This is a genomic window from Maribacter aquivivus (assembly GCF_900142175.1).
Classification (GTDB): domain Bacteria; phylum Bacteroidota; class Bacteroidia; order Flavobacteriales; family Flavobacteriaceae; genus Maribacter; species Maribacter aquivivus.
Window position 1 is genome coordinate 704,057 of record NZ_FQZX01000002.1, and the last position, 21,147, is coordinate 725,203.

Annotated in this window: 24 protein-coding genes and 1 pseudogene; 12 read left to right on the forward strand and 13 right to left on the reverse strand. The window is 33.0% G+C overall.

All coding sequences use genetic code 11. From position 1 onward, the window contains the following. From BUC31_RS13585 to BUC31_RS13595, 3 genes are all read left to right on the forward strand, one after another. The gene (locus BUC31_RS13585; RefSeq protein WP_073245042.1) at positions 1–537 is read left to right on the forward strand and encodes an RNA polymerase sigma factor; all 537 of its coding nucleotides are present in this window, start codon (positions 1–3) and stop codon (positions 535–537) included. Between the two features lies 1 nt (position 538). After that, the gene (locus BUC31_RS13590) at positions 539–1,333 is read left to right on the forward strand and encodes an anti-sigma factor (protein ID WP_073245043.1); all 795 of its coding nucleotides are present in this window, start codon (positions 539–541) and stop codon (positions 1,331–1,333) included. Positions 1,334–1,401: 68 nt separating this feature from the next. Beyond that, entirely contained in the window at positions 1,402–1,584 is a 183-nt protein-coding gene (locus BUC31_RS13595) for a hypothetical protein (protein WP_073245044.1), read from the forward strand. A gap of 19 nt (positions 1,585–1,603) precedes the next feature. Here the strand turns inward: BUC31_RS13595 and BUC31_RS13600 are convergent, their stop codons facing one another. Together BUC31_RS13600 and BUC31_RS13605 are read right to left on the reverse strand one after the other, a co-directional pair. After that, positions 1,604–2,647 (reverse strand): VOC family protein, encoded by a 1,044-nt coding sequence (locus tag BUC31_RS13600; RefSeq protein WP_073245045.1) that lies wholly within the window; start codon positions 2,645–2,647, stop codon positions 1,604–1,606. Beyond that, the gene (locus tag BUC31_RS13605; RefSeq protein ID WP_073245046.1) at positions 2,640–3,344 is read right to left on the reverse strand and encodes a glycosyltransferase; all 705 of its coding nucleotides are present in this window, start codon (positions 3,342–3,344) and stop codon (positions 2,640–2,642) included. The genes BUC31_RS13600 and BUC31_RS13605 overlap by 8 nt, the downstream gene beginning before the upstream one ends. A gap of 212 nt (positions 3,345–3,556) precedes the next feature. Here BUC31_RS13605 and BUC31_RS13610 point away from each other — a divergent pair, with 212 nt between their 5' ends. Both BUC31_RS13610 and BUC31_RS13615 read left to right on the forward strand, forming a co-directional pair. Next, entirely contained in the window at positions 3,557–4,345 is a 789-nt protein-coding gene (locus BUC31_RS13610; protein ID WP_073245047.1) for a DUF547 domain-containing protein, read from the forward strand. 129 nt (positions 4,346–4,474) lie between these two features. Continuing rightward, positions 4,475–6,718, forward strand: a complete 2,244-nt coding sequence (locus tag BUC31_RS13615) for an efflux RND transporter permease subunit (protein ID WP_073245048.1) — start codon at positions 4,475–4,477, stop codon at positions 6,716–6,718. Between the two features lie 343 nt (positions 6,719–7,061). Here BUC31_RS13615 and BUC31_RS13620 read toward each other — a convergent pair whose 3' ends face one another. From BUC31_RS13620 to BUC31_RS13630, 3 genes are all read right to left on the reverse strand, one after another. Further along, positions 7,062–8,339, reverse strand: coding sequence for a tetratricopeptide repeat protein (locus BUC31_RS13620; RefSeq protein WP_073245049.1), 1,278 nt, complete (start codon positions 8,337–8,339; stop codon positions 7,062–7,064). A gap of 131 nt (positions 8,340–8,470) precedes the next feature. Further along, entirely contained in the window at positions 8,471–9,232 is a 762-nt protein-coding gene (locus BUC31_RS13625) for a DUF4331 family protein (RefSeq protein ID WP_073245050.1), read from the reverse strand. 24 nt (positions 9,233–9,256) lie between these two features. Next, the gene (locus tag BUC31_RS13630; protein WP_073245051.1) at positions 9,257–9,967 is read right to left on the reverse strand and encodes a DUF4331 family protein; all 711 of its coding nucleotides are present in this window, start codon (positions 9,965–9,967) and stop codon (positions 9,257–9,259) included. A gap of 205 nt (positions 9,968–10,172) precedes the next feature. Between BUC31_RS13630 and BUC31_RS13635 the strand changes: the two genes are divergently transcribed. Continuing rightward, positions 10,173–11,369, forward strand: a complete 1,197-nt coding sequence (locus BUC31_RS13635; RefSeq protein WP_073245054.1) for an LETM1-related biofilm-associated protein — start codon at positions 10,173–10,175, stop codon at positions 11,367–11,369. Positions 11,370–11,401: 32 nt separating this feature from the next. Here BUC31_RS13635 and BUC31_RS13640 read toward each other — a convergent pair whose 3' ends face one another. From BUC31_RS13640 to BUC31_RS13670, 7 genes are all read right to left on the reverse strand, one after another. Continuing rightward, positions 11,402–12,166 carry a LytR/AlgR family response regulator transcription factor gene (locus BUC31_RS13640; protein WP_073245056.1) on the reverse strand — a complete coding sequence of 255 codons (765 nt, stop codon included), beginning with the start codon at positions 12,164–12,166 and terminating at the stop codon, positions 11,402–11,404. A 34-nt stretch (positions 12,167–12,200) separates the two neighbouring features. Beyond that, entirely contained in the window at positions 12,201–12,566 is a 366-nt protein-coding gene (locus BUC31_RS13645; RefSeq protein ID WP_170861962.1) for a 2TM domain-containing protein, read from the reverse strand. A 1-nt stretch (position 12,567) separates the two neighbouring features. Beyond that, on the reverse strand, positions 12,568–12,906 hold the full coding sequence (locus BUC31_RS13650; RefSeq protein ID WP_073245060.1) for a 2TM domain-containing protein: 339 nt from the start codon (positions 12,904–12,906) through the stop codon (positions 12,568–12,570). Continuing rightward, complete coding sequence (locus tag BUC31_RS13655; RefSeq protein ID WP_073245062.1) at positions 12,897–13,187, reverse strand: 2TM domain-containing protein; 291 nt, start codon at positions 13,185–13,187, stop codon at positions 12,897–12,899. The genes BUC31_RS13650 and BUC31_RS13655 overlap by 10 nt, the downstream gene beginning before the upstream one ends. 18 nt (positions 13,188–13,205) lie before the next feature. After that, positions 13,206–13,490, reverse strand: coding sequence for a 2TM domain-containing protein (locus BUC31_RS13660; RefSeq protein ID WP_073245064.1), 285 nt, complete (start codon positions 13,488–13,490; stop codon positions 13,206–13,208). A 143-nt stretch (positions 13,491–13,633) separates the two neighbouring features. Then, positions 13,634–14,086 (reverse strand): pyridoxamine 5'-phosphate oxidase family protein, encoded by a 453-nt coding sequence (locus BUC31_RS13665; protein ID WP_084135044.1) that lies wholly within the window; start codon positions 14,084–14,086, stop codon positions 13,634–13,636. A 22-nt stretch (positions 14,087–14,108) separates the two neighbouring features. Further along, on the reverse strand, positions 14,109–15,431 hold the full coding sequence (locus BUC31_RS13670) for a 2TM domain-containing protein (RefSeq protein WP_073245066.1): 1,323 nt from the start codon (positions 15,429–15,431) through the stop codon (positions 14,109–14,111). Between the two features lie 416 nt (positions 15,432–15,847). Between BUC31_RS13670 and BUC31_RS13675 the strand changes: the two genes are divergently transcribed. Further along, entirely contained in the window at positions 15,848–16,693 is an 846-nt protein-coding gene (locus BUC31_RS13675) for an SH3 domain-containing protein (protein WP_073245068.1), read from the forward strand. Positions 16,694–16,908: 215 nt separating this feature from the next. Here the strand turns inward: BUC31_RS13675 and BUC31_RS13680 are convergent, their stop codons facing one another. Beyond that, positions 16,909–17,319, reverse strand: a complete 411-nt coding sequence (locus BUC31_RS13680; protein WP_073245070.1) for a winged helix-turn-helix transcriptional regulator — start codon at positions 17,317–17,319, stop codon at positions 16,909–16,911. Positions 17,320–17,414: 95 nt separating this feature from the next. Here BUC31_RS13680 and BUC31_RS13685 point away from each other — a divergent pair, with 95 nt between their 5' ends. The 5 genes and pseudogenes from BUC31_RS13685 (at position 17,415) to BUC31_RS13705 (ending at position 21,140) form a co-directional block, all read left to right on the forward strand. Further along, positions 17,415–18,272: an alpha/beta fold hydrolase gene (locus BUC31_RS13685; RefSeq protein ID WP_073245072.1), complete on the forward strand. Its 858-nt coding sequence runs from the start codon at positions 17,415–17,417 to the stop codon at positions 18,270–18,272. Positions 18,273–18,505: 233 nt separating this feature from the next. Next, a pseudogene (locus BUC31_RS20690) lies at positions 18,506–19,201 on the forward strand (aspartate/glutamate racemase family protein). 322 nt (positions 19,202–19,523) lie between these two features. Continuing rightward, entirely contained in the window at positions 19,524–19,811 is a 288-nt protein-coding gene (locus BUC31_RS13695) for a hypothetical protein (protein ID WP_139251970.1), read from the forward strand. A gap of 22 nt (positions 19,812–19,833) precedes the next feature. Beyond that, positions 19,834–20,130 carry a hypothetical protein gene (locus BUC31_RS13700; protein WP_073245076.1) on the forward strand — a complete coding sequence of 99 codons (297 nt, stop codon included), beginning with the start codon at positions 19,834–19,836 and terminating at the stop codon, positions 20,128–20,130. Positions 20,131–20,132: 2 nt separating this feature from the next. Further along, on the forward strand, positions 20,133–21,140 hold the full coding sequence (locus BUC31_RS13705; RefSeq protein ID WP_073245078.1) for a DUF2931 family protein: 1,008 nt from the start codon (positions 20,133–20,135) through the stop codon (positions 21,138–21,140). Positions 21,141–21,147: the final 7 nt, after the last annotated feature.

Genomic DNA, 21,147 nt, shown 5'->3' on the forward strand with positions numbered 1-21,147 from the left:
ATGCAATTAGACCTTTTGGTTGATCAATTTAAAAAGAAAGACCCCTCAGCTTTCGAGAAGTTATATGGTATGTATGCCGATAATATTTGTGGCGTAATTAATACCATAGTCAAAAACGACGCTTTATCTCAAGAAATTTGTCAAGACGTTTTTATAAAAATTTGGAACAACTGCGAAAGTTATAACTCTTCTAAAGGGAGATTCTTTACGTGGATTTTGAACATAGCCAGAAATGCGGCTATCGACGAAATACGCAGTAGGTCGTATAAAAATGATAAAAAGAACCTTTCCGCAGATTACTTCGTAGGTATTTTACAGAACAGACAGGAAGAAGAAAGTTCTTCTATAGATACCAAAGGGTTGAGGGATCTAGTTAAGAATTTAAAGGAAAAATGTGTTCAAATCATAGAACTGTTATACTTTAGAGGATATACTCAAAAAGATGCTGCAGAAGAATTGGAAATTCCGATAGGTACTGTCAAAACAAGGAATAGGAGTTGCATTTCCCAATTAAGGGAGAATATGGAGGTTAAGTAGTATGGATGTAGAAAAGTATATAGCATCAGGAATTTTAGAGCTTTATATAGCTGGTATACTTTCAGATAAAGAAAATCTGGAAATTGCCAACTACGCTAAAGAGTACCCAGAAATACGGAAAGAAATAGAAGCGATTGAGGCTTCAATATTAGCGTTATCTAAAAAAGCATCACCAGGATACAACTATTCATTTAAATCTTTAATGGATAAAATAAACGGTGAGGTTAAAGTGGTATCAATTAACGAAAAACGTAGCACACCGCTTCTATCTTACGTTGGTTGGGCGGCATCACTTTTACTTGCAGTTGGTCTTTTTTGGATGTATCAACAGAATGAAGATTTAAAGTCTAATATTCAGGTAGTTGAAAAACAAAATGTTGATTTGGAGCAGCAAATAGCTGACACGGACTCTTCATTAGAACAGACACAAGATTTATTGAATACATTACGCGATAAAAATATTAGTGTAACTTCTTTAGGTGGTCAAGCTGTATCGCCAACATCCTATGCTAAAGCGTATTGGAATAAAGAGAATCAGAAAGTTTTTATAGACGCCAAAGGATTACCTGAACCACCAGATGGTTTTGTGTACCAAGTATGGTCTTTAAAACTTTCACCGCTTACCCCTACCAGTATGGGTCTGCTACAAGATTTTGCTACGGATGAAAACAAAGTGTTTGCACTGAGCAACCCTAATGATTCTGAAGCATTTGGTATTACATTAGAACCGGCAGGTGGTAGTGAATCGCCAAACTTAGAGCAACTATATACACTTGGTGTAGTAGCGACTTCATAACAAATTAAAATTTAAAGTATAATGGGTAGTTTTTATTAACTGCCCATTTTTTTTACTATTTTTCCACCATGGATTTAAAGAAACTTTTTGGAACTGTTTTAACCTTACTAGGTATTGGCGGACTTGTTTACACTGCAATTTTATTTGGAAATAGCACTGGTACCACAAAACAACTTATTGTTTATGGTGTATTAGGCGCTATCTTTTTCTTTTCTGGAATTGGACTTATTAGAAATACGAGTAAGAGTTAGTATTCGATAACCTCTGTAATTACCGGTCCTTTTTTACACGATGCAAGCTTAAACTTTTAACCAACCATTTTGGCAAGGTTTTATGTGGGTTTCTATTTTTGAGATTTAAGTACAATCCTAATGATTTTAGAATAGGAACTTTATGGGTTTCTACCAATTCTATTAATGTACCGTCTGGATCTTCCATATAACTAAAATGACCGGCAGCATCTCCCATATCAAAACTATTGGCGCTATCTACCGTAAAAGCATGACCATTTAGTTTTGCTTTTTCTCTAATGGAACTCATACCAGATATGTCAAAACACAGGTGTATATAACCCAAGTCTCCCCAAAGTCTATTTTTAAATATTTTAACGGGTGTTCTATCTAAAACCTGAATAAGCTCTAGTTGTGTAGGACCAAGAAGATCTCCGAATCCGCCAACAGACTTTCGTTCTTGTGAAATAATTACGCTGCGAAATGTACTTTTAGAGTTTTCAACTGAAGTTTCAACGGTATCATATGCTACAGTTGTATACCCTAACATGGTACTATAAAACTTCATAGCAGTTTCCATGTCACTTACGCCAATTACAGCGCCAAGTACTCCACCATTTTTAGTGGTTTGTGTAGAAAAAACATAATGATCTTCAACCATTTGAACCCTGTTACCAAAAGGATCGGTAAAGTAAAAGTTAGGACAGAATGATTGATTGATATCCGATAAATCAGACACTTTTAATCCCCTCAAATACGAATGCATTGCTATCAGATTATTACATCTAATTTTCATTGCATAAATACCTAAATCTCCGAATTTAACTGGATTTATAGCAGCAGTCGGAGTTCGATTTTTGAACTGCCAAATTTCTAATCCGCCGCCACCAATCATATTTAACGATAAGTACGCTTCTCGTTTTTCTGCCTTACCATTGGTATACTTTGTCATTAATGATGCAACCGCCTCATCTTCAAACAATAAAACATCAAAATTTAAATGTTTTCTATACCAATTAAATACTTTTTTAACATCGAGAACGCCTATCCCAATTTGCTGAATTCCGTTTATAATCTCAACCATTGTATGGGGTGCGTATCAGCTTATTATGTAGTGATTTTAGTTTGTTGCCCGGGTAACCGAATTTAAAAAGAACGACTAAAAGAAAGTTAGAAAGGTTTACCCGTAGATACGAATTCGACTCATATTTACGTGCAGATACTATTAAGTCATTTTTAACGATGGTATAGGGTACGTTCTCTTTTTTCATCCTACGGAAAAACTCAAAATCTTCCATCAAAACTTGTTCTTCATCAAACTTTCCTAATTGGTTAAAAGCATCCTTTTTTATAAACAGACACTGATCTCCGCCACCGGTAAATAATCCGTCTTTAGCTGTAAACGAAGCATTTACGCGTAAGTACCACACATCCTTATCAAATTTGTATGAAAAGAACCCTGCATCATATCCATGCTGTAAGCTATTTAAAATATCATCAATGAACCCCATTGGTGGTACTACATCTGCATGTAAAAAAACAAAGGTATTTCCTGAGGCAATTTGAGAGGCTTCATTCATTTGAGCCGCCCTACCTTTATTTTTACAGTGTAATACTTTTACTTTTTGACTGCATTCTAATATGTCTATAGTATCAGTATTACCAGAAGAAACTGCAACTATAATTTCTACGAGCCTTTCATGTTCAATGAAACAAGCAACTTTAAAGAGTCGTTGCAGGTTATCAAATTCGTTATGTGCTGGTATTATTATACTTATCATGGCAATAGTTAATGCATATTTATTAAAAAGTAAAACAGCATTTAAGTAGTATCTAGTTTTACGTATTACTTACGCAATTTGAGAGAAATAGTTTTAAAACTATCGTAATTTTTTAAAATTAATACTGTAATCAATTAAATAAAGGTGCGACAAATGTTTCATAAACCTTTTAATTATAATTACGTAGTTAGTAGGTAATCTAAAATAATGCTATGAAACTTAAATTATATCTTCTTGCTACTTTATTTGCATTGTCCTGCACTGCAAAAACCGGACTTCAAGCACAAGTAGAAACTACAAACAAAACAGATTTTAATGAATTGTCTGAGACTTTCTTAAAACGTATTATTGATAAGAAAGATACACAAGACCTACAAGACATCTTAGCGAATACTTCTATTTCAGAATTAGACAATGCTCTGGACACCAATGATAAAAGACTAGCTTTTTGGCTCAATATTTACAATGCCTACATACAAGTGATTCTTCAAAAGAACCCGGAGTTATATGATGACAGAGGTAGTTTTTTTAAATTGGAGCAGATAAAGATTGCAGGTGAAATGGTATCGTTTGCTAAAATAGAACATGGTATTATCAGAAAATCGCAATGGGAATATGGTTTAGGTTATATACGCAAGTGGTTTCCAGGTAAATTTGAACGTAAACTAAGAGTAAATAAACCGGTTTATAATGTACATTTTGCCTTAAACTGCGGTGCTAAAGATTGCCCGCCAGTTGCAATTTATGAGTGGGAACGTTTACCTGAACAATTTAAAATAGGTACAAAAAGACTTCTAGAGAAAACGAGCGAATACAATAGCGAAACCAATGTAGTTAAAGTTACTTCGCTATTTAGTTGGTTTAGAGGTGATTTTGGTGGCAAAAGCGGAATTAAAAAAATTCTAAAAGAGAACGAAATTATACCTTCTACAAAAGGTGTGGATATTGAATACATTAATTACGATTGGACTTTATATCTTGATAATTTTATAGAACTATAGTTGGAACATCACATTTGAGAGCGAAAGATATTTTTTTTAAAAATTTACTTCGTTCTTAATTGTTTCTTTATACCAAGGTTACCATGAAGAATGGTAAATTCGCATCCGAAATAGATTTTATATTTTTCTATGAAGGCTGACCTTGGCTTCCTTAAAAAGTTATTCGTTGTACTATTTATCCTATTGGGCGTAATGGCTGCCTCTAAATTGGATGAGCTTCGGTTTTCATTTGATTTTAGTCAATTTTTCCCCGAAGAAGATCCAGATTTAGCCTTTTACGATAGTTATGTAGAAGAATTTGGTACCGATGATAATTTTTTACTAATAGCAGTAAAGAACGATCCCGATGTTTTTCAGCAAGATTTCCTTAACAGTTTTCAAGCATTTTCTGAAGAGAGTAAAACTTTTAAATATGTTTTAGAAAGTAGCTCTTTAACATCACTCTCCTACCCGCTTAAAACCTCTTTTGGCTATACCACCTTACCAATCATTCATATTGACGACCCTTCGCAATACCAAAAAGATTGGAATAAAATTAAAGAAGATTCCCTTTTTCTAAACGTACTTGTAGATGAAAAGCGAAAGTCTTTAGTTCTAGCACTAGAGACCGAAGACAATTTAGATTACAAGCAATCTGAACTTCTTTTAAATAGTATTAGAGCTTCTTTAAAAGAGCACAACTTACCCGATTTTCATATTTTAGGAAGGGCTTTCTTTTATGAAGCCATTGTTGAAATGCAGAAGAGTGAAGTGCTTACAACCACTATTGTAGCTTCTATTTTAGTTTTTATAATTCTTTTGCTCGTATACAGAAGTATGCCCGTAGTTCTTATATCGGTTTTCTCAATCGCCATGTCTCTTTTACTATTCATGGGATTACTAGGCTGGTTAGGTAAAGAACTAAATGCCATGGCTGCATTCTACCCTGTACTCATGCTTATTGTGGGTACTTCTGATGTTATACACCTTACCGATAGTTATATAAGAAAATTGCAAACCGGTATACCACGATATAAGGCGATTAAATCTTCACTTAGAGAAGTGGGTATGACTACCTTACTTACCTCAATAACTACTGCCGTTGGTTTTGTAACCTTGCTTTCATCACGATTGGTTAGTATTCAAGAATTCGGAATAAACGCCGCTATTGGCGTACTTGTGGCTTACATAACGGTTATTTTCTTAACCGGTTCATTACTGGTAACTATACCCGAAAAATCATTGATCGGTCGTAAAAGTATCTCTGAGAATTGGGTTAAATACCTTTTAAAGTTAAATACATTCACCAAAAACTACCCTAAGTCTATTATACTGGGAACTGTTGTTTTCACTGCTCTATGTGTTTTAGGTATCTACATGGTACAGACCAATCAAGAATTAAAGAACACCTTACCTGCAGAAAGTAAAATAGCCAAAGATTTCGATTACTTTCAAAGTAATTTTTCAGGATTCAGACCTTTAGAAATTGCCGTTATGAGTACTGAAGGCAATAAGGTTACCGATTTTAAAGTTGCCCAAGAAATTGAAAAATTACTTACCTATCTAAAAACATTTGAAAGTATAGGCAATGTACAATCTGCTAACCTACCGTATAAAATCTTCAATAAAGCGAACAACCTAAATAGCGCTGCATATTTTACCCTACCTAGCGATGAGAAAACCTTTTTAAAATATCAAAAAGATACCCGTAAACTAGCGCGTAAACAACTGGCTAAATTTATAAATGCAGATGAAAGTATTGCCCGTATTAATGGCAGGCTACAAGATATTGGTACCGATAAGCTAAAAATTATATATAGCGATATTGATCATTTTGCAAAAACACAATTAGACACGTCTCTAGTTTCCATAAAAGTAACAGGTAAGAGCATTTTGCTCGATAAAAACTCTGAATATATTAGAAGTAGTTTATTAGAAGGATTGCTGTACGGATTACTGCTGATCGGAGTAATTATGGCTTTTGTGTTTCGGGATATTAAAATATTTCTGATTTCATTAGTACCGAATGTGTTACCTATATTATTTGCCGGTGGTATGTTAGGCTTTTTAGGGATACCACTTGAAGCTTCGCTATCTGTAGTTTTTGCTATCGTCTTCGGTATTGCCGTTGATGACACCATTCACTTCTTAGGAAAATATAAATTAAGTATTAGCCAAGGCTTGGATAAAGAGGCTGCACTTGAAAAGACATTTGCACAAACCGGTAGAGCATTGGTCATTACAACCATCATTCTTTTCTTTGGCTTTATGGTGATGTTATTTTCTATTCATCAACCTAGTGTAACTATTGGGTTGATCATAAGTGTAACCCTGGTAACAGCATTGATATTAGACTTGCTGTTATTACCGGTATTACTAAGAAAATTGATTTAGACAGGCTTATTGGTACGGTCTAATGTTTTTTGTAAAGACCTATAGGCAAAGATTGTTTTGCCAACCATTAAAATCATTAAGCTTATCCATAATGTAAAGAGCAGGTATTCCATAACACTAATTGATTTACGGGGTTACTTTTAGTTCAGTTATTTAAGACGCTGGGGCATTTTAAATGTATTTGGTCGATAAATATATACATTTCATCTATACGCCTGTTAAAAAAAACCAAATTTTCGATGAAATGCGTAATAATAACAGTGTCACGACTTTACATCGTGACACTGAAAAAAAAACAATCCAACCTAAAACAAACATGAAATGAAAATAATTGGGCAATCAATTACAAATCATGCACTTGCTTTTCCATACCGGGACCTAATTCATAAATAGCCCCTATTAATTCTCCTTTTAGTTCTTTAACTCTCTCTTCTTCTCCGTTAGCTTTATAAACTTCAGCTGCTTGGTATAGTAAAGCCGGTTCAAATGTTTTACCATATACGTAGGTGTTCATAATTTCCATAGCCTTCTCTTTATTTCCGTTTTTAAGTAGACTGTATCCTAACCAGCTATACGATTCTGGCGTAGGTCTATTAGCTACTTCTCGCTGTGCTAGTAATAAAGCACTATCATATTGTTTGGTTTCACCTATATACAACCCAAGGTTATATGCATTGTACATATCGCCGTAAGCGGTGTTTTTTACCCTTGTAAAGTACTCATCTAAATTCTTGGTACGCACTAAGTCATCATCTATATAATCAGCTATTTCTGCTTTCAATAGAAAATAATCTGGAGCATTATAGGTTTTGGTAACCGAGTCTAAAATTCGGATTGCCTCTTCAGAATTTTTATCGTTCGAAAAAACGACCCATGCGATTCCCTTTTTAGCATATGCATTATTATTGTCAATTTCTAACGCTTTTAAATATTGCTGGTACGAATCTTCAATTCTACCTGCATGACCATAATAGTCTCCTAAATTCGTATAGCTCCACAGCATTAAGTCTTTATTCTTTGCCAACTCAGCTTTGGTTCTAGCCTTTTCCATAAAACTTATGGTCGTATCTAAATCGCCTTTATAATCGTTCCATTTTGCCAAACGAATCATATAACCGAAATCTGACATGTTTTTTAAGCTATCTAAATACTTCTCTGCCAATGGGTAATTACCCAATTCCATATGAACATCAAAGTACAAGCTTTGGGTCTCATTCTTATCTCCGCCAATTGCCGCCACAGCATCTGCTAATTGTAATGCTTCTTTAAAGCGATGTTGAGAAATATAATTTCTAGCTAGTGATCTGTAAAAACCGGGCTTCCCAATGTTTGCAATATCAACTGCCTTTTTTAAACTCTTTTCTGCCTTCTTTAAAAATTCAATATCTCCCGTTTGCTGAAAGTATCTGTTGTACTCCCCACCTACCACACCAAAACTGGTAAGTTGCATGCTGTCTGGTCTTATTTTAGAATTCCAAAGGTCAAAATACTTTGATGTTGTTTTAATCTCGTTAGAGACTAAAAACTTATCGTAATCTTTTTTATGTGCAATTGCGTCCTGATTTTTGGTACCACATGATGACACCAGTATCATTACTATTAAAAGCTGTATTAATTTCATAAGGTTGTTTTTTTGTGGATCGATTAAAATAAGGGGAGTTTTTCAACTCCCCTTCCCCTTCTCTTTCATAAACAATTTAGGGTTGCGCCAGTCTTATCTAACCTATCAATAGACAAGGTGATGGCAACTTTTTATTCAGGTGCTCCCAAGTATGGGAACGTAGTACCTATAGTAGCGGTTTGCCCAACGCCATCTGAGGTTAATCTTGGTAAATCTGCCATACCATCACCATCTGTATCTTGACCGCTAAAACGATCACCTTCCATACCACCAAACAATAATATTAATGACACATCAATAACATCATCTTGAGGAGTTCTACCTGTTAATGCAACTTCATCACCATCAGGAACCAAAATTCTACCATCATCATCCAAATCTGTACCTGGGTTAAAGTATGTGGTAGGTAAGTTTGGTGCTACTTCTAAAACATCGGCAGCTAAATAACCTGTTAATGTAGGGGCATCTAAACCTAAGATGTTGCTTTCATAGTTTACTGCAGCTGGATCAGCACCTAAAATGTTTGCATACACATCATGATATGCTTCTAATCTTGCTTCAAAATCTGCTTGAAAAGTTGCTGCCATTTCTGAAGGAATAGATACGTTATGAGCATCTTTAATAGTACCATCTGCACTTAATACCGTATTAATTCCCGGTCTTCCCATAAAATCAACTTGTGCGTACGTTCCTGTAAAATCTGGAGCCATTGCCTCTTCACATGGTGTACAAGTACCGCCACAATCAACTCCTGTTTCATCGCCATTCATAATACCATCATCACATGTTGGTGTAATAACTATGGGTGTGTTGTCATCATCATCGCTACAAGAAGCCAATGCTGCTACTGCCAAAAGAGACAAAAACGTATATTTTATATTTTTATATTTCATCGTTATATTTTTATAAGGTTATAATTATTGTTTAGCGTTTGTTGTTACCCAAGTTTTGTACACTTCTAAACCAAGTGCATTCTGACCTGTTGTAGTACCCAAAAGGCTGTTAGGCAACTCTACTACTATAGACATTGTATTTGCACCATCAAAAGTATCAACAGCGGTATCATCATCGTCATCAGTTGTATTAGGATCACCTGCTGGTTTAAAACCTAAAGGAGCCGTACCACCAATAACTTCATTGAATTGAAAGAAATCAAAGAAAAAAGCATCTTGTCTAGGACCTGCGAATAACGAAACTCCGTTTGCCGTAGTCTCTACAATAGCAGTTTCAGCAGAAATGTCTACCGATCCTAATGGAGCATCTACCATTATAGCACCATTTAAACCTGTTTCACTTGGTGCAACCGGACCAAAGAAATACATTTTACCATCTCTTGGTATTGCTTGTATTACTAAATCTTCTACCAAATCATTATCGGTATCAATATTAATTTCTAGTAATACATTTTCATCAAACGTACCATAAGCCAAATCTGGCAGTACATTAGATTGAAGGTCTACCGCAAAAACGGTATTGTCTGAACCTTCTGTTGGTTCAAAAGCATAAAAATCGGCAATATCTGCCGAGGTTCCCATAGCGTTTGGCGCATCAATATGATCTGCTGCCACTAAAAGACCACCTACTAAGGCCAAAGCGCCAAGTCCCATAAATAATTTTGATTTTTTCATTATCCTTTTTTTTTTTAGATTAGAATCACCCCTACTTACGAGACTAAAAATGAAAGGTTCATTTTTTCTTAAAAAAAATTAAAATTTATTTTCAACTACAAGATGAGATCCATCAATAAAAATGTTTCTATAGCTTAGAAGTAACTATTTATAAATAAGTGTAAACTAATAATTAGCTAACTTTACAATCTTAAATAATTAAGATATGAACCCGTCTTCCTCTGGTTGGATTGAGAAATATGGTTCGGTTGTTCAAAAACACCAAAATGCTTTCCCCCATTTTGAAGCTTTATACAGTACGCTTAAAAAAAGCGGATTCGTATATGGTCTAAATTCTAGCATACCAGAGTTTATAGAATTAGAACACTCCCTATCTGAAGACGAGAAAGCAAAAATTAATTTACTGCACGCACTTTACTTTACCTACCGTATAAAAGGTGGTGATGACTATAATACCTTTATTGAACAAGTGTTTGAGTTCTACGGAATACTAAATATTAGTCGCGCAGGTTTTTTTGATAAATGGTTTACCGGTAGCAAAACATCTGCGAAGCTTGAAAAACTAATGACTTCAAGAATATATATTGAAGACAATATTATAAGTAAGACTTTTAACAGCCTTATTACCAATTCGCTACTTTTTATTGATGTACTACTTTTTAAACATTTTTTAAATAAGCACACAGCATTAAAGAAAAAGGCAGAAGAAATAGAATACTTAGCTATTAATATTACCTACGCTGCCCTTAGTTCTCAAGAAATTGATAGACAAGACAATAGACTTTCACAGTTATTGGCTTCTTCATTAACCTATATTAGTTGTGCCGAAAACAGCTTTGATGGTTCTTACCGCGAACGGCTTTTAAATAATAAGGAAAATTGGGAGAATCGATATTTGTTAGATATGGCTTGCCTTACCGTTTGGGAAGACCATTCTTTAGATTATACCGAGTCTGAATTTATATTTGGAATAGGAGAAGATCTCGGTTTTGAAAAATCTATAATTTCATCATCTATTACTGATGTTACCGACTTCTTTAAAATGAATGTTGATGTTATACCTTATTTAAAGGAAAAGAATTTGGCACAGCAGTTTTACGAAAGTATGGGTAAAATTGTAAAAAAACTGATTCTACGAAATAGTAAACGTTTACTTAAAGAACTTTCTCAAAGTGCAGAGTTGGTTGCGCTTTTGTCAAAATCAACTATGAGAGATTTAAGTGATGAAGAAAAGAAAAAGGTTCAAAATCAACTATTAGATATTTTTAAAAGTATACCTTCACTAGCGATATTTATTTTACCAGGTGGTGCAATTCTGCTTCCTATTTTTATTAAGCTGATCCCTAAATTATTGCCCTCTGCATTCGATGAAAATAGAATTGACGAAGAAGAGGATATTTAGACTACTTACTAATTATCAACAACTTACCTTTTCTACTCTAACCAAAGCTTAAAGTCTTTTACCTTCTCTCTGCTCACAATTATTTCGTGATCCGGATTGTTTTTGAGCTTAATCTGTAATCTTGAATTGGTGTATGAAACAATATCTTTTATATGGTCTATATTCACATAGAACTTTCTGCTGACCCTAAAAAATACTTGCGGTTTTAGTTCCTCTTCTAGCTGTTCTAAAGTAGTATCTAACAAATAATTACGACCATCTTTAGTAGCGGCATAGGTACCTTTGTTTTCGCTATAAAAACATTCTACATCTTCAGCATTTATAATTTTTAAGTGCTGACCAACTTTAGCGGTAAATCGCTTTTTATATTCCCGCTCAAGCGGATTCACCAATAACTTCTTTATGTCTTCAAAGTCTAAAGCAATCTTACTTGGCTCATTATCAGATCTAAACAGCTTTCTATATTTAGCAACTGCTTGCTCTAAATCTTCATCGTCTATAGGTTTTAAAATATAATCTATACTGTTCAATTTAAAGGCTTTAAGCGCGTACTCATCAAAGGCGGTAGTAAATATGATGGCGCTGTGTACTTCTATAACATCGAAAATTTCGAATGAGAGTCCGTCAGAAAGTTGAATGTCCAAGAAGATTAAATCTGGGTGTTCATTGTTTTGAAACCAATCAATAGCCTCTTCTACAGAATGTAGCATAGTAGAAACCGAAAGATCTAAACTCTCTAACATTCTACCCAACCTACGTGCTGCTGGTTTTTCATCTTCAATTATAATGGTCTTCATGGTTTGGTTTTATGATTTTTATAAAATAGTATTCCTAGTCGTTATATGAGTTTATGTGTTTTTGAATTTCACGTTCTTCCCATCTCTTCATGTACCCTGAGATATTACTAAAAACAATAAGTGCATGAATCGCAAGAATGAATCCCCATACAATGGTGGTGCCGTAGACATTCCAGTTTATCCAATCTAAAAACTCAGGATTTCCTAATGCATTTTCACTCACCAAAATGAAAACGAACTTATGCCTTAAGAAGTACAAAATGATATTAATTATCAGAAAAACTAATACGTGGTTATAGAAACGCTTTATGCTGGCCACTTTTGTTTTTGCTCTTTCATACTTAGAAAACTTATTGTATTCTTCATTGTCGAAATTATCGTTTGTGCGTTTAGTATTCATATTATCTAAATTTTTCGGCATCTCTTTTCTCCTGTTCTACATACTTACTGATCTGGCGCTGTTCCCAATCTTTACTAAAGAAAGGACTGTAACCAAATACTTTAGCGGCGTGAAATGCCAAACCTATTCCCCAGAAAAACGGAGTAGAAAATGTACCAAAATTAAATAGTGCCTCTGAAAATGAAGCTCCGCCAGACATTATTCCCATTATGGTAATAGTCATAAGGAATAGATTAACCAATACATACACTAGTAAGTGAATATAAAACCCTTTCAATTCTTTTACCTTCTTTTGGGCTCTTGCTAATTTATCTGATTGTTCAAATTCGTTTAGTTCCATCTTTTTCTACTTTCTTCTTGTTGTAAAAACTCTTGTAATTTTCTTTCTTCCCAGTCACGATTCATAAACGGATTCAAGTTAAAGATTTTATTTGCTTTAAAAAATAAGCTAATGCTTAATCCGAATACTACCCAAAGAAACCAGGCATGCCTCCATTCATTCAAGTAATAATTGATTGCCGCTACAATTAAAATGGTTACAATGGCTGATGCTACTTTGCCATAGAATGCTTTAATTTCTTCTACTCTTTCTTTTGCTCTTGTATATTTTGTGTTTTCCATGATCTTCAGTTTATTAGGTTATGATTCTTGCATGAATTCTTTGATCTTTCTCTCTTCCCAATTTTTACCGAATAATGGGTTATATCCAAAGGCATAAAGACCATTCATTAACAAACCAAATCCCCAACCCAAAGCCGGAAAAATGAACCATAGAAAACTTGTTGTATTATAATTGATATATGCTAAAATGGGAATTACGATGCAGTATGCTAATAAGTTGCCATAAAAACCTTTTATAGCTTCTACTTTTTCTTTTGCTTTTTGATACTTGTAATTGTTGTCGTTTGTGAAATTTGATTCCATCTTTATGTGTTTTAGGTTATTGTTATTTGATTACTATACTTCAAATTTCGGCAGATAACCCAGGTTTTGAAAAAATGAAATACCCAGTTGTAATTTTTTACGACTGAATTGTAAAATGTGGTAATTATAGGCGTAAAAAACCTTTAAAACCCATACGATTTCTTTGCACTTTCTATCTGTAGTTCTTCTGTAGTATTAGGATACAGCAGGTATTTAGGTGCTATAATAGGTTTTGAACTAGTAATGGTAATCTTGGTAATTGTAGCAAATGGAAACTTGCCTTCAGTAAGGTGTAGCAGCATTTTCTCCATCTTAGAGAAGTCTGTAGCTGATTTCTCTATTATTTCAGCCGCGCCTTTAAGCTGGAATCCTTTTTGCTTTAAAATGTCTATAAAACTGATACACACGTTTTTATTCGCCCTTATATTTTTAACGGTTTGTGGCGAAGCTATATTTGCTACTATAATTGTATCGTCTTCAAAATAACAGAATATCTCTTTGGGTGATACATTAGGCATGTTATCGGCAGAAGATGTTGCCAGCCAACACAATACACTATCGTCTATAGCCGCTTCTATTTCTTTTGTTAGCATCATAGTGTAATTCTTTAAAATTCATTCAAAAATTATCTTTCTCCATGAATTCCTTAATTTTTCTTTCTTCCCAGTCATTACCAAATAACGGATTTAAGCCATAAGCCTTTAAGCCATGGGCAAGTAAACCTATACCCCAACCAATGGCAGGGAAAATAACCCACACAAAACTGGTAGTTCTATAATTTATAAAGGCAAGCACAGGTATTACAATACAGTATGAGGTTAAGTTACCGTAGAAGCCTTTAATAAGCTCTACACGCTCTTTAGCTTTCTCATAGCGCTTGGCACTAATGTGAGAATCTTGTGTTTCTCTAAACGAAATTTCGTTCATTAACATAGGTAAGCGTACTTTAAACTCTTTGTCCGTTTTAAAGATTTGCATTTCCTTTTTTGTGAGAATGGCATAGCGTTGGCGTATATTCTGCAGCCCTACCCCACTACTCTTTTTAACCACCTGTTTTTCTTGAAGATTATTAACGACATACAAATAGTCGTTTTCTTCATAAATTCTAATATGTAATGGTTTAGAAGAAGTTACCACATTGTGCTTCACCGCATTCTCTAATAATAACTGAAGTGATAATGGTACTATTTTAGCTTCGGGGTTTAGTGCCTCATCAGGTATTTCAAATATGATACTGTCTTCAAAACGCATTTTTAGAAGTCGTACATAGGTTCTTGCAAACTTTAGTTCTTCATCTACAGAAATAAGATTTTTACTCTTCTGCTCTAACACATATCTATATACTTTAGATAACGAAGTAGTAAACTTTTGTGCCTGCAAAGGATCCTCTTCAATAAGGCTTGTTAGTACATTAAGGCTATTGAATAGAAAGTGAGGGTCTAGTTGATTCTTTAGTGCATCGAATTTTGCAGATGCTGAACCTGCTATTATTTTCTGTTCTTTTACCTTGGTGTCTTGTAATGCTTTGTAGAAATAGAAAGCATGTAAAAATAGAGATACCACCAAGGTAACCAACAACGCATAGAAGTAGTATTCTACTCTTTCACCAGCTAAGTATTGCTCAAAGTTTTTACCTAATATATATATTTCAGTAAACGCACGTACTGCACCAAATGCCAATACAGTAAGTACTATTGAGCCGGCGGCACCGAACCATAACCTTTTTTGGGCTTCATTCTCCCAACTATATTTTTGAGAAATATAATCACTAAAATACATGTTAACTAAAGAAAGAGCAAAAGAGTAGAGAAAGGCTATACCGGCAAATTGCAGCTCACGATATAAAGTTATGTTTTCCCAATCGGACAATAACAGTCGCACTAATTCCATAACCAAGGTTATAATAACCGCTGTTCTTACCACCTTTAAAAAACTACCCATTTTTAATATACTTAGAATTGCTGCTTATATTTTTTAAAATTAGGGATTTACTTTTAGAACTTTAATTCTTTCTATAGTTGCCCTATTAAAAAGCAAACATGAATCCTTTTCTACCGAATTAAAAAAAATAGGAACTCAATTGTTGTTTTTGATTACCGAATTGTACTATAGAACGACTATTTTATAAATTTAAGTTACTTCTAAAACCAATTACGGTAGTAAGCCACCTAGAACCTCTTTTCAATTATTGAATTTACTTAGTAGAATTTTATTGTTGTAAATCTCATTTTCTGAAATAATAATTAAAAAAATAGTGAAAGTTGTTTATTATCAATCTTATTAAAAATCCTTTAGATTTGTAAAAAACATATGTTATATAATGAACATATGTTCATTATACCTACGTTGGCATTAATATGAAAAAATTACTCATTTATTTAATAATCCTTTCTTCAATATCAGTTATTGGACAGAGTAATCAATATGTTAAAGCGGATAATGGTTTAATAGTTAGAGAAAAACCAAACAAAAACTCTAAACGAATTGGCAAACTAGAATACGGCTCTAAAGTCTATATTTTTGAACAAACAGAAAACAAACTTGAAGTAATTGACGAAGGGAAAATAATTAAGGGGAATTGGGTTCAAATAAAAGAAGTTAATGGAAATATATCTGGATTTGTTTTTAATGGTTATCTAACACCTGAAAGTTTAAGTGACAATCTGAAAATAAGATTTGAAGAATTTACATTATCAATGAGATTAAATGTCTGGGATAATGAAAACAACTTAAATAAAATACAGAAAGACAATGTGAAAATATTTGTTGACCTTGGAGATAGTCCTGAGGGAAAGAAAATTATAATATCTGAATCTAAGTATGATAAGGTTGAAATTAAACAAAGGTTTGAAAACTCAATATCAATAACAGATGAAGGTGCTCATTGTGATTTAATAAATTGGAAACACTATTACTCAAATTGGGAGAATATTGAGGTAAATAACACATACTTTACTACCAAAAAATATACTGAAAAAGACACTCAGAAGTTTAATGAAATAGCTGTTGATGAACTGAAAAACTATGTTGATGAAAATTGTGCTGAAAAATTTTCGAATAACATTAAAAACATAACGAAATATAATCAATACCCAAGTACCGTATTAACAAGTAGAATATTCTTAAAAATTAAATTAAAAAACTCTAAAACTGGAGAAAAAAAGGAAAAAATAATCTCGTTTGAAATACCAATGGGATGTTAAATACTAATGCCAACAATGGCTATAATTAATACGGGTTTAGTATTTAATTCAAAGTTTTGTGTATTTTTATAATGTCCGCCAAATCTTTTGATTTGGCTTTTGAACAGAAAAAATTAAAATAAAATAAAAAGTTTTGGCTAAGTGTTTAATCGGAAATTAATCGCCTATTTATTCCCGTACTAATCATAGCCGAAGCCGTTGGTAGTAATTTAAACCTAATTTTTAAGCAAGCTATTAATTGAGGTTGAAATAAATTTCTCTTTATTTAATTTTATCTCTTTTATTAGAAACTTCTTTTCCTCCGTTAATTGAAAATACTTTTCTGCCCATAAATTAATTTCTACAATTACCGGAATTAAATCTATGCCTTTTTGGGTCAATTGGTATAGTACTTTGGCCTTACTATCAGGATGTTCCAATTTTTCAATCAAATCATTTTTTTCGAGCATTAGTAATCTAGCTGCTAAAATATTAGTTGAAATTTTCTCTTCTGATTTTAAAAAATCTCCATAAGTAAATCTTTTATTAAACATTAGGTCTCTAATTATCAATAATGACCATTTGTCTCCCCAAACTTCAAGTGAAGAACTTATGGGACATTGAGACCTTCTTTTTGGTGCTTTCATAAAATTTAACGTAAATTCACTTGCAAAATGCAAGTAGATTGATTTATATTTACACTTGCATTTTGCAAGTACAATACAAATATAAAAGAATAATTATGAAAGAGAACGCACTTACAGTTCATACCCAATTTGCAAACATTGATAATAATCAAATTGCGTATAGAAAATTTGGTATTGGACAACCATTAATTTTACTAAATAGATTTAGAGGAACATTAGACACTTGGGACCCTTTATTTCTTAATTTATTAGCAAAACATAATACCGTTATTACCTTTGACTATTGTGGTATTGGCTATTCTGAAGGAGAATTACCCTTAGCTATTAAAGATGTTGCAAATGATGTTATAAAACTTGCAGACTATCTAGATATAGAACAATTTCATGTTTTAGGATGGTCTTACGGCGGCTGGGTAGCACAGTATACTATGTTTCTAAATCCTTCAAGAATATTAAAAGCAGTTATAATTGGTAATAATCCCATTGGAAAAAATGAGTTGCCGTTTAAGAAAGAGTTTTTTGAAAGAGCATTAAAACCAGTAAATACTGATGACGATTTTCTAGTGTTGTTTTTTGAGCCAAGCTCAAAGAAAAGTAGCACAGCGGCAGAAAAATCTATGCAGCGAATAGCAAAAAGATTTGACCTTAGTAAAGTACCTTCAAGCCAAGAAGTATTCAATAGATATTTTGCCTCAAAAAATGCGATTGCCGAAGACTCGGATAATTTTAGAACCGCATATCAAAACACAAACATTCCTATTTTGGTTTTATCTGGTAATAATGATATCTCATTTTCGTTAGAAAACTGGTATCCAATGCTTGGCAAAGCGCCAACATTAAGGCTCATTGTCATGCCAGAAGCCGGTCATGCTCCGCATTTTCAATATCCTAATGAAACTAACTCATACATTAAAGCATTCTTTGAGGACCAAGCATTATTAAACAGACTTTGAGAATATGGGAAATAAAAACTACCACCAACACAACCTATAAACAATACGGACTTCGGGCTTAATCGAAAGGTTTGTGTATTTTTATGAGGACCGCAAAATCTTATGGATTTTACTCGGACAAGAAAAAATAAATCAAAACAATAAAATTTCGCTATGTGCGTGGCGGAAAGCAAACGCTAGTTTGCTACCGTACTGTTCATAATTAAACCGTTATAGGCAAAGAACAAAAGTGTATGAATAAAATAGGAATAATTGGTGGAATTGGACCTGAATCAACTATCGAATACTACAGATTGTTGATAAAGACATTTAGAGAGAGACATAATACAAATCAATATCCAGAAGTTCTTATTCATAGCGTGGATATGACAGAAATGCTTAATTATGTTTTTACTAATCAATTAGATGAATTGGTAGAGTTTCTAAAAAGAAAAATCAAAATATTAGAAAAATCGAATGTAGATTATATTGCATTAGCATCTAATACACCTCATTTAGTTTTTGACAAACTAGCGGAATCTGTAAACACGAAAATGATAAGTATTGTTGAGGAAACGACTAAAGCTATAAAAAACACAGGAATTGAAAAAGTTGGTTTGCTAGGAACAAAATCAACAATGAGCAAAGGATTTTACCAAAAATAAGGAGAGAAAAATGGTATTAAAATAGTAATTCCAAATGAGGAAAACCAAAACTATATTCATGAAAAATATATGGGAGAATTAGTTTTTAACAAAATTGTTCCCGAAACAAAAAAGCAACTCATTCGAATAATAAATGAATTACAAGTCAATGAAAATATCGAAGGAATTGTATTAGGCGGAACTGAATTACCACTAATACTTGAACAAGGGGATTTTGACAAATTAAAAGTGTTTAATACGACTAAAATTCACGTAAACGCTATTTTGAACAAAATGCTGAACTGAAATAAACTCTGCCTATATCAACGGCTACACTTAATTGCTTAGTTCTGTGCTACTTTGGAAAATCTCCGATTTCCCAAACTTGGCTTTGTACTTATAAAGTTGAGTGCTAAATTGTCTCAACTAAGCATATCCAAACCGTTGTAATCAATCTTGACCCGTCCTGAAATATATCTATTGATTGGAGATTAGTATTCTATAATTACTTTTAAATAAAAAATAATTTTAAGCACAACCCTAATACATATCATTAATGTCAATAGTTGCATTAGTTCTCTTTCTTTTATTAATAATATTTTTGATATATAAACGCTCTTTAAAATTAATGATCATTTTTCTAATTCTATTTTTTGGGATTATAGGCAGTTTTCTATATATGCTTGATATTGAAGATTATTATGGAAGAAATAATCATGTCTTTTTTAATGGAAAACAAAATGATACGGTTATTATTTTAGATAGAACTACCGAAGAACTTATTGCCCAAGGGCGAATTCTAAAAAAATCTTGGAATAGGGTTTTTATAAAGTCTGAAAATGATACTTTAGACTTGAACGAATGGATTGAGCAGAAAGCAGGGTATATGGCAGACGTAAAATGTGAACTAAAATAATTTTGACACTATAATTTAAAATATGATCAAAACAATACCAAAGTTTAATAGCTCTTTGACATTTCTAATAGCTATTATAAACACCATATTGCTTTTTACTCTTTTATTAGAAATGAGTAGTCATGAAGACCAGCTCTTCTATATTTTCAATTTATTTTGGGTAGTAGTTGCAATTCAGCTGTTTTTGATAGCATATTTCGATACTTCTAAAAATAAAAAAACATTTAAAATTCTTGGTACAATAGCCGTAGTGATTTCATTACTAGTGGCATTAGGTATAGCATTTTTAACAGGGCTAGCAGCAGCTTTTCAGCATTAATTATGAGAATACACAAACTTACTTTATCGTTCTTGGTCATTACCTTAATTCTTATTGCATTACATGTATGGAGAATGATATCATACCAAACCTACTCTCGAGAAAATTACTCTTTTAGTATAGGTGTGGCAGAGCACCACCCTATTATGGGCAGGTTTGAACTTATGACTGAAAATAAAAATCAATCCATAACTATTTCTGAAGACTATAAAGAAGATAATGCATACTGGGGGTTTGCAGGTAATTATGAATTTGAAAATTTTCCTCCACCATATACCTTATCCTGTCACTGGGTTTCTCTTCGTGAACGTAAAATATATAAAGGCACTTTTGAGCTTCCGCATAAAACAATAGATAGTTTATTTAAGTTAGAAAAAACTAAAATGCACTCATTTAGTCCATATGGTGGATCTGATGTTTATGGATATGAATTTGGAGTTGGTATTGCCCCTGGTGGTATGGTAACACTTTGGGCTTCGGGTAAACATTATTTTCAAAAAGAAATTGCAACGTTTCAAGCAAAAGAATTTGATAGTTATAATTGGAATGCCGTTGGAGATGAACTCTTAAATTCTTTACCTGAAGACTTTGATTCTAATAGTAAAGAAACAGATAGTATCATAAAAAATAACATTCCGCCAGAAATGGAAAAATGGAAAAATTTTTCAAAAAAATACCAGTATTATGTACAGTTAATTGGTTTTTCTGATGAAGTTACTTCTGTAGATTTAGAGTGCTTTAATGAAGAAGCTGATCGGTTCGAAAATAGTAATGGTGCTAAACAATTAATTTACGCAGGAGTTCCATACCGTATTGACATCAACAAAACAGAACTAGATGATAGAAAATCTTATCGGTTATCTGAAGATTATATGACCACTTTCAAAGAAGAGAAAAAAAACTTAGCTATTGGAGATACACTAGTATTTGTAATTGAAAAAAGTATTAATGACCAAATTAAAACCTTGGTTACTACTACAAGTAAAATTGAATTTAAAAAAGATGAATAAAGCCATT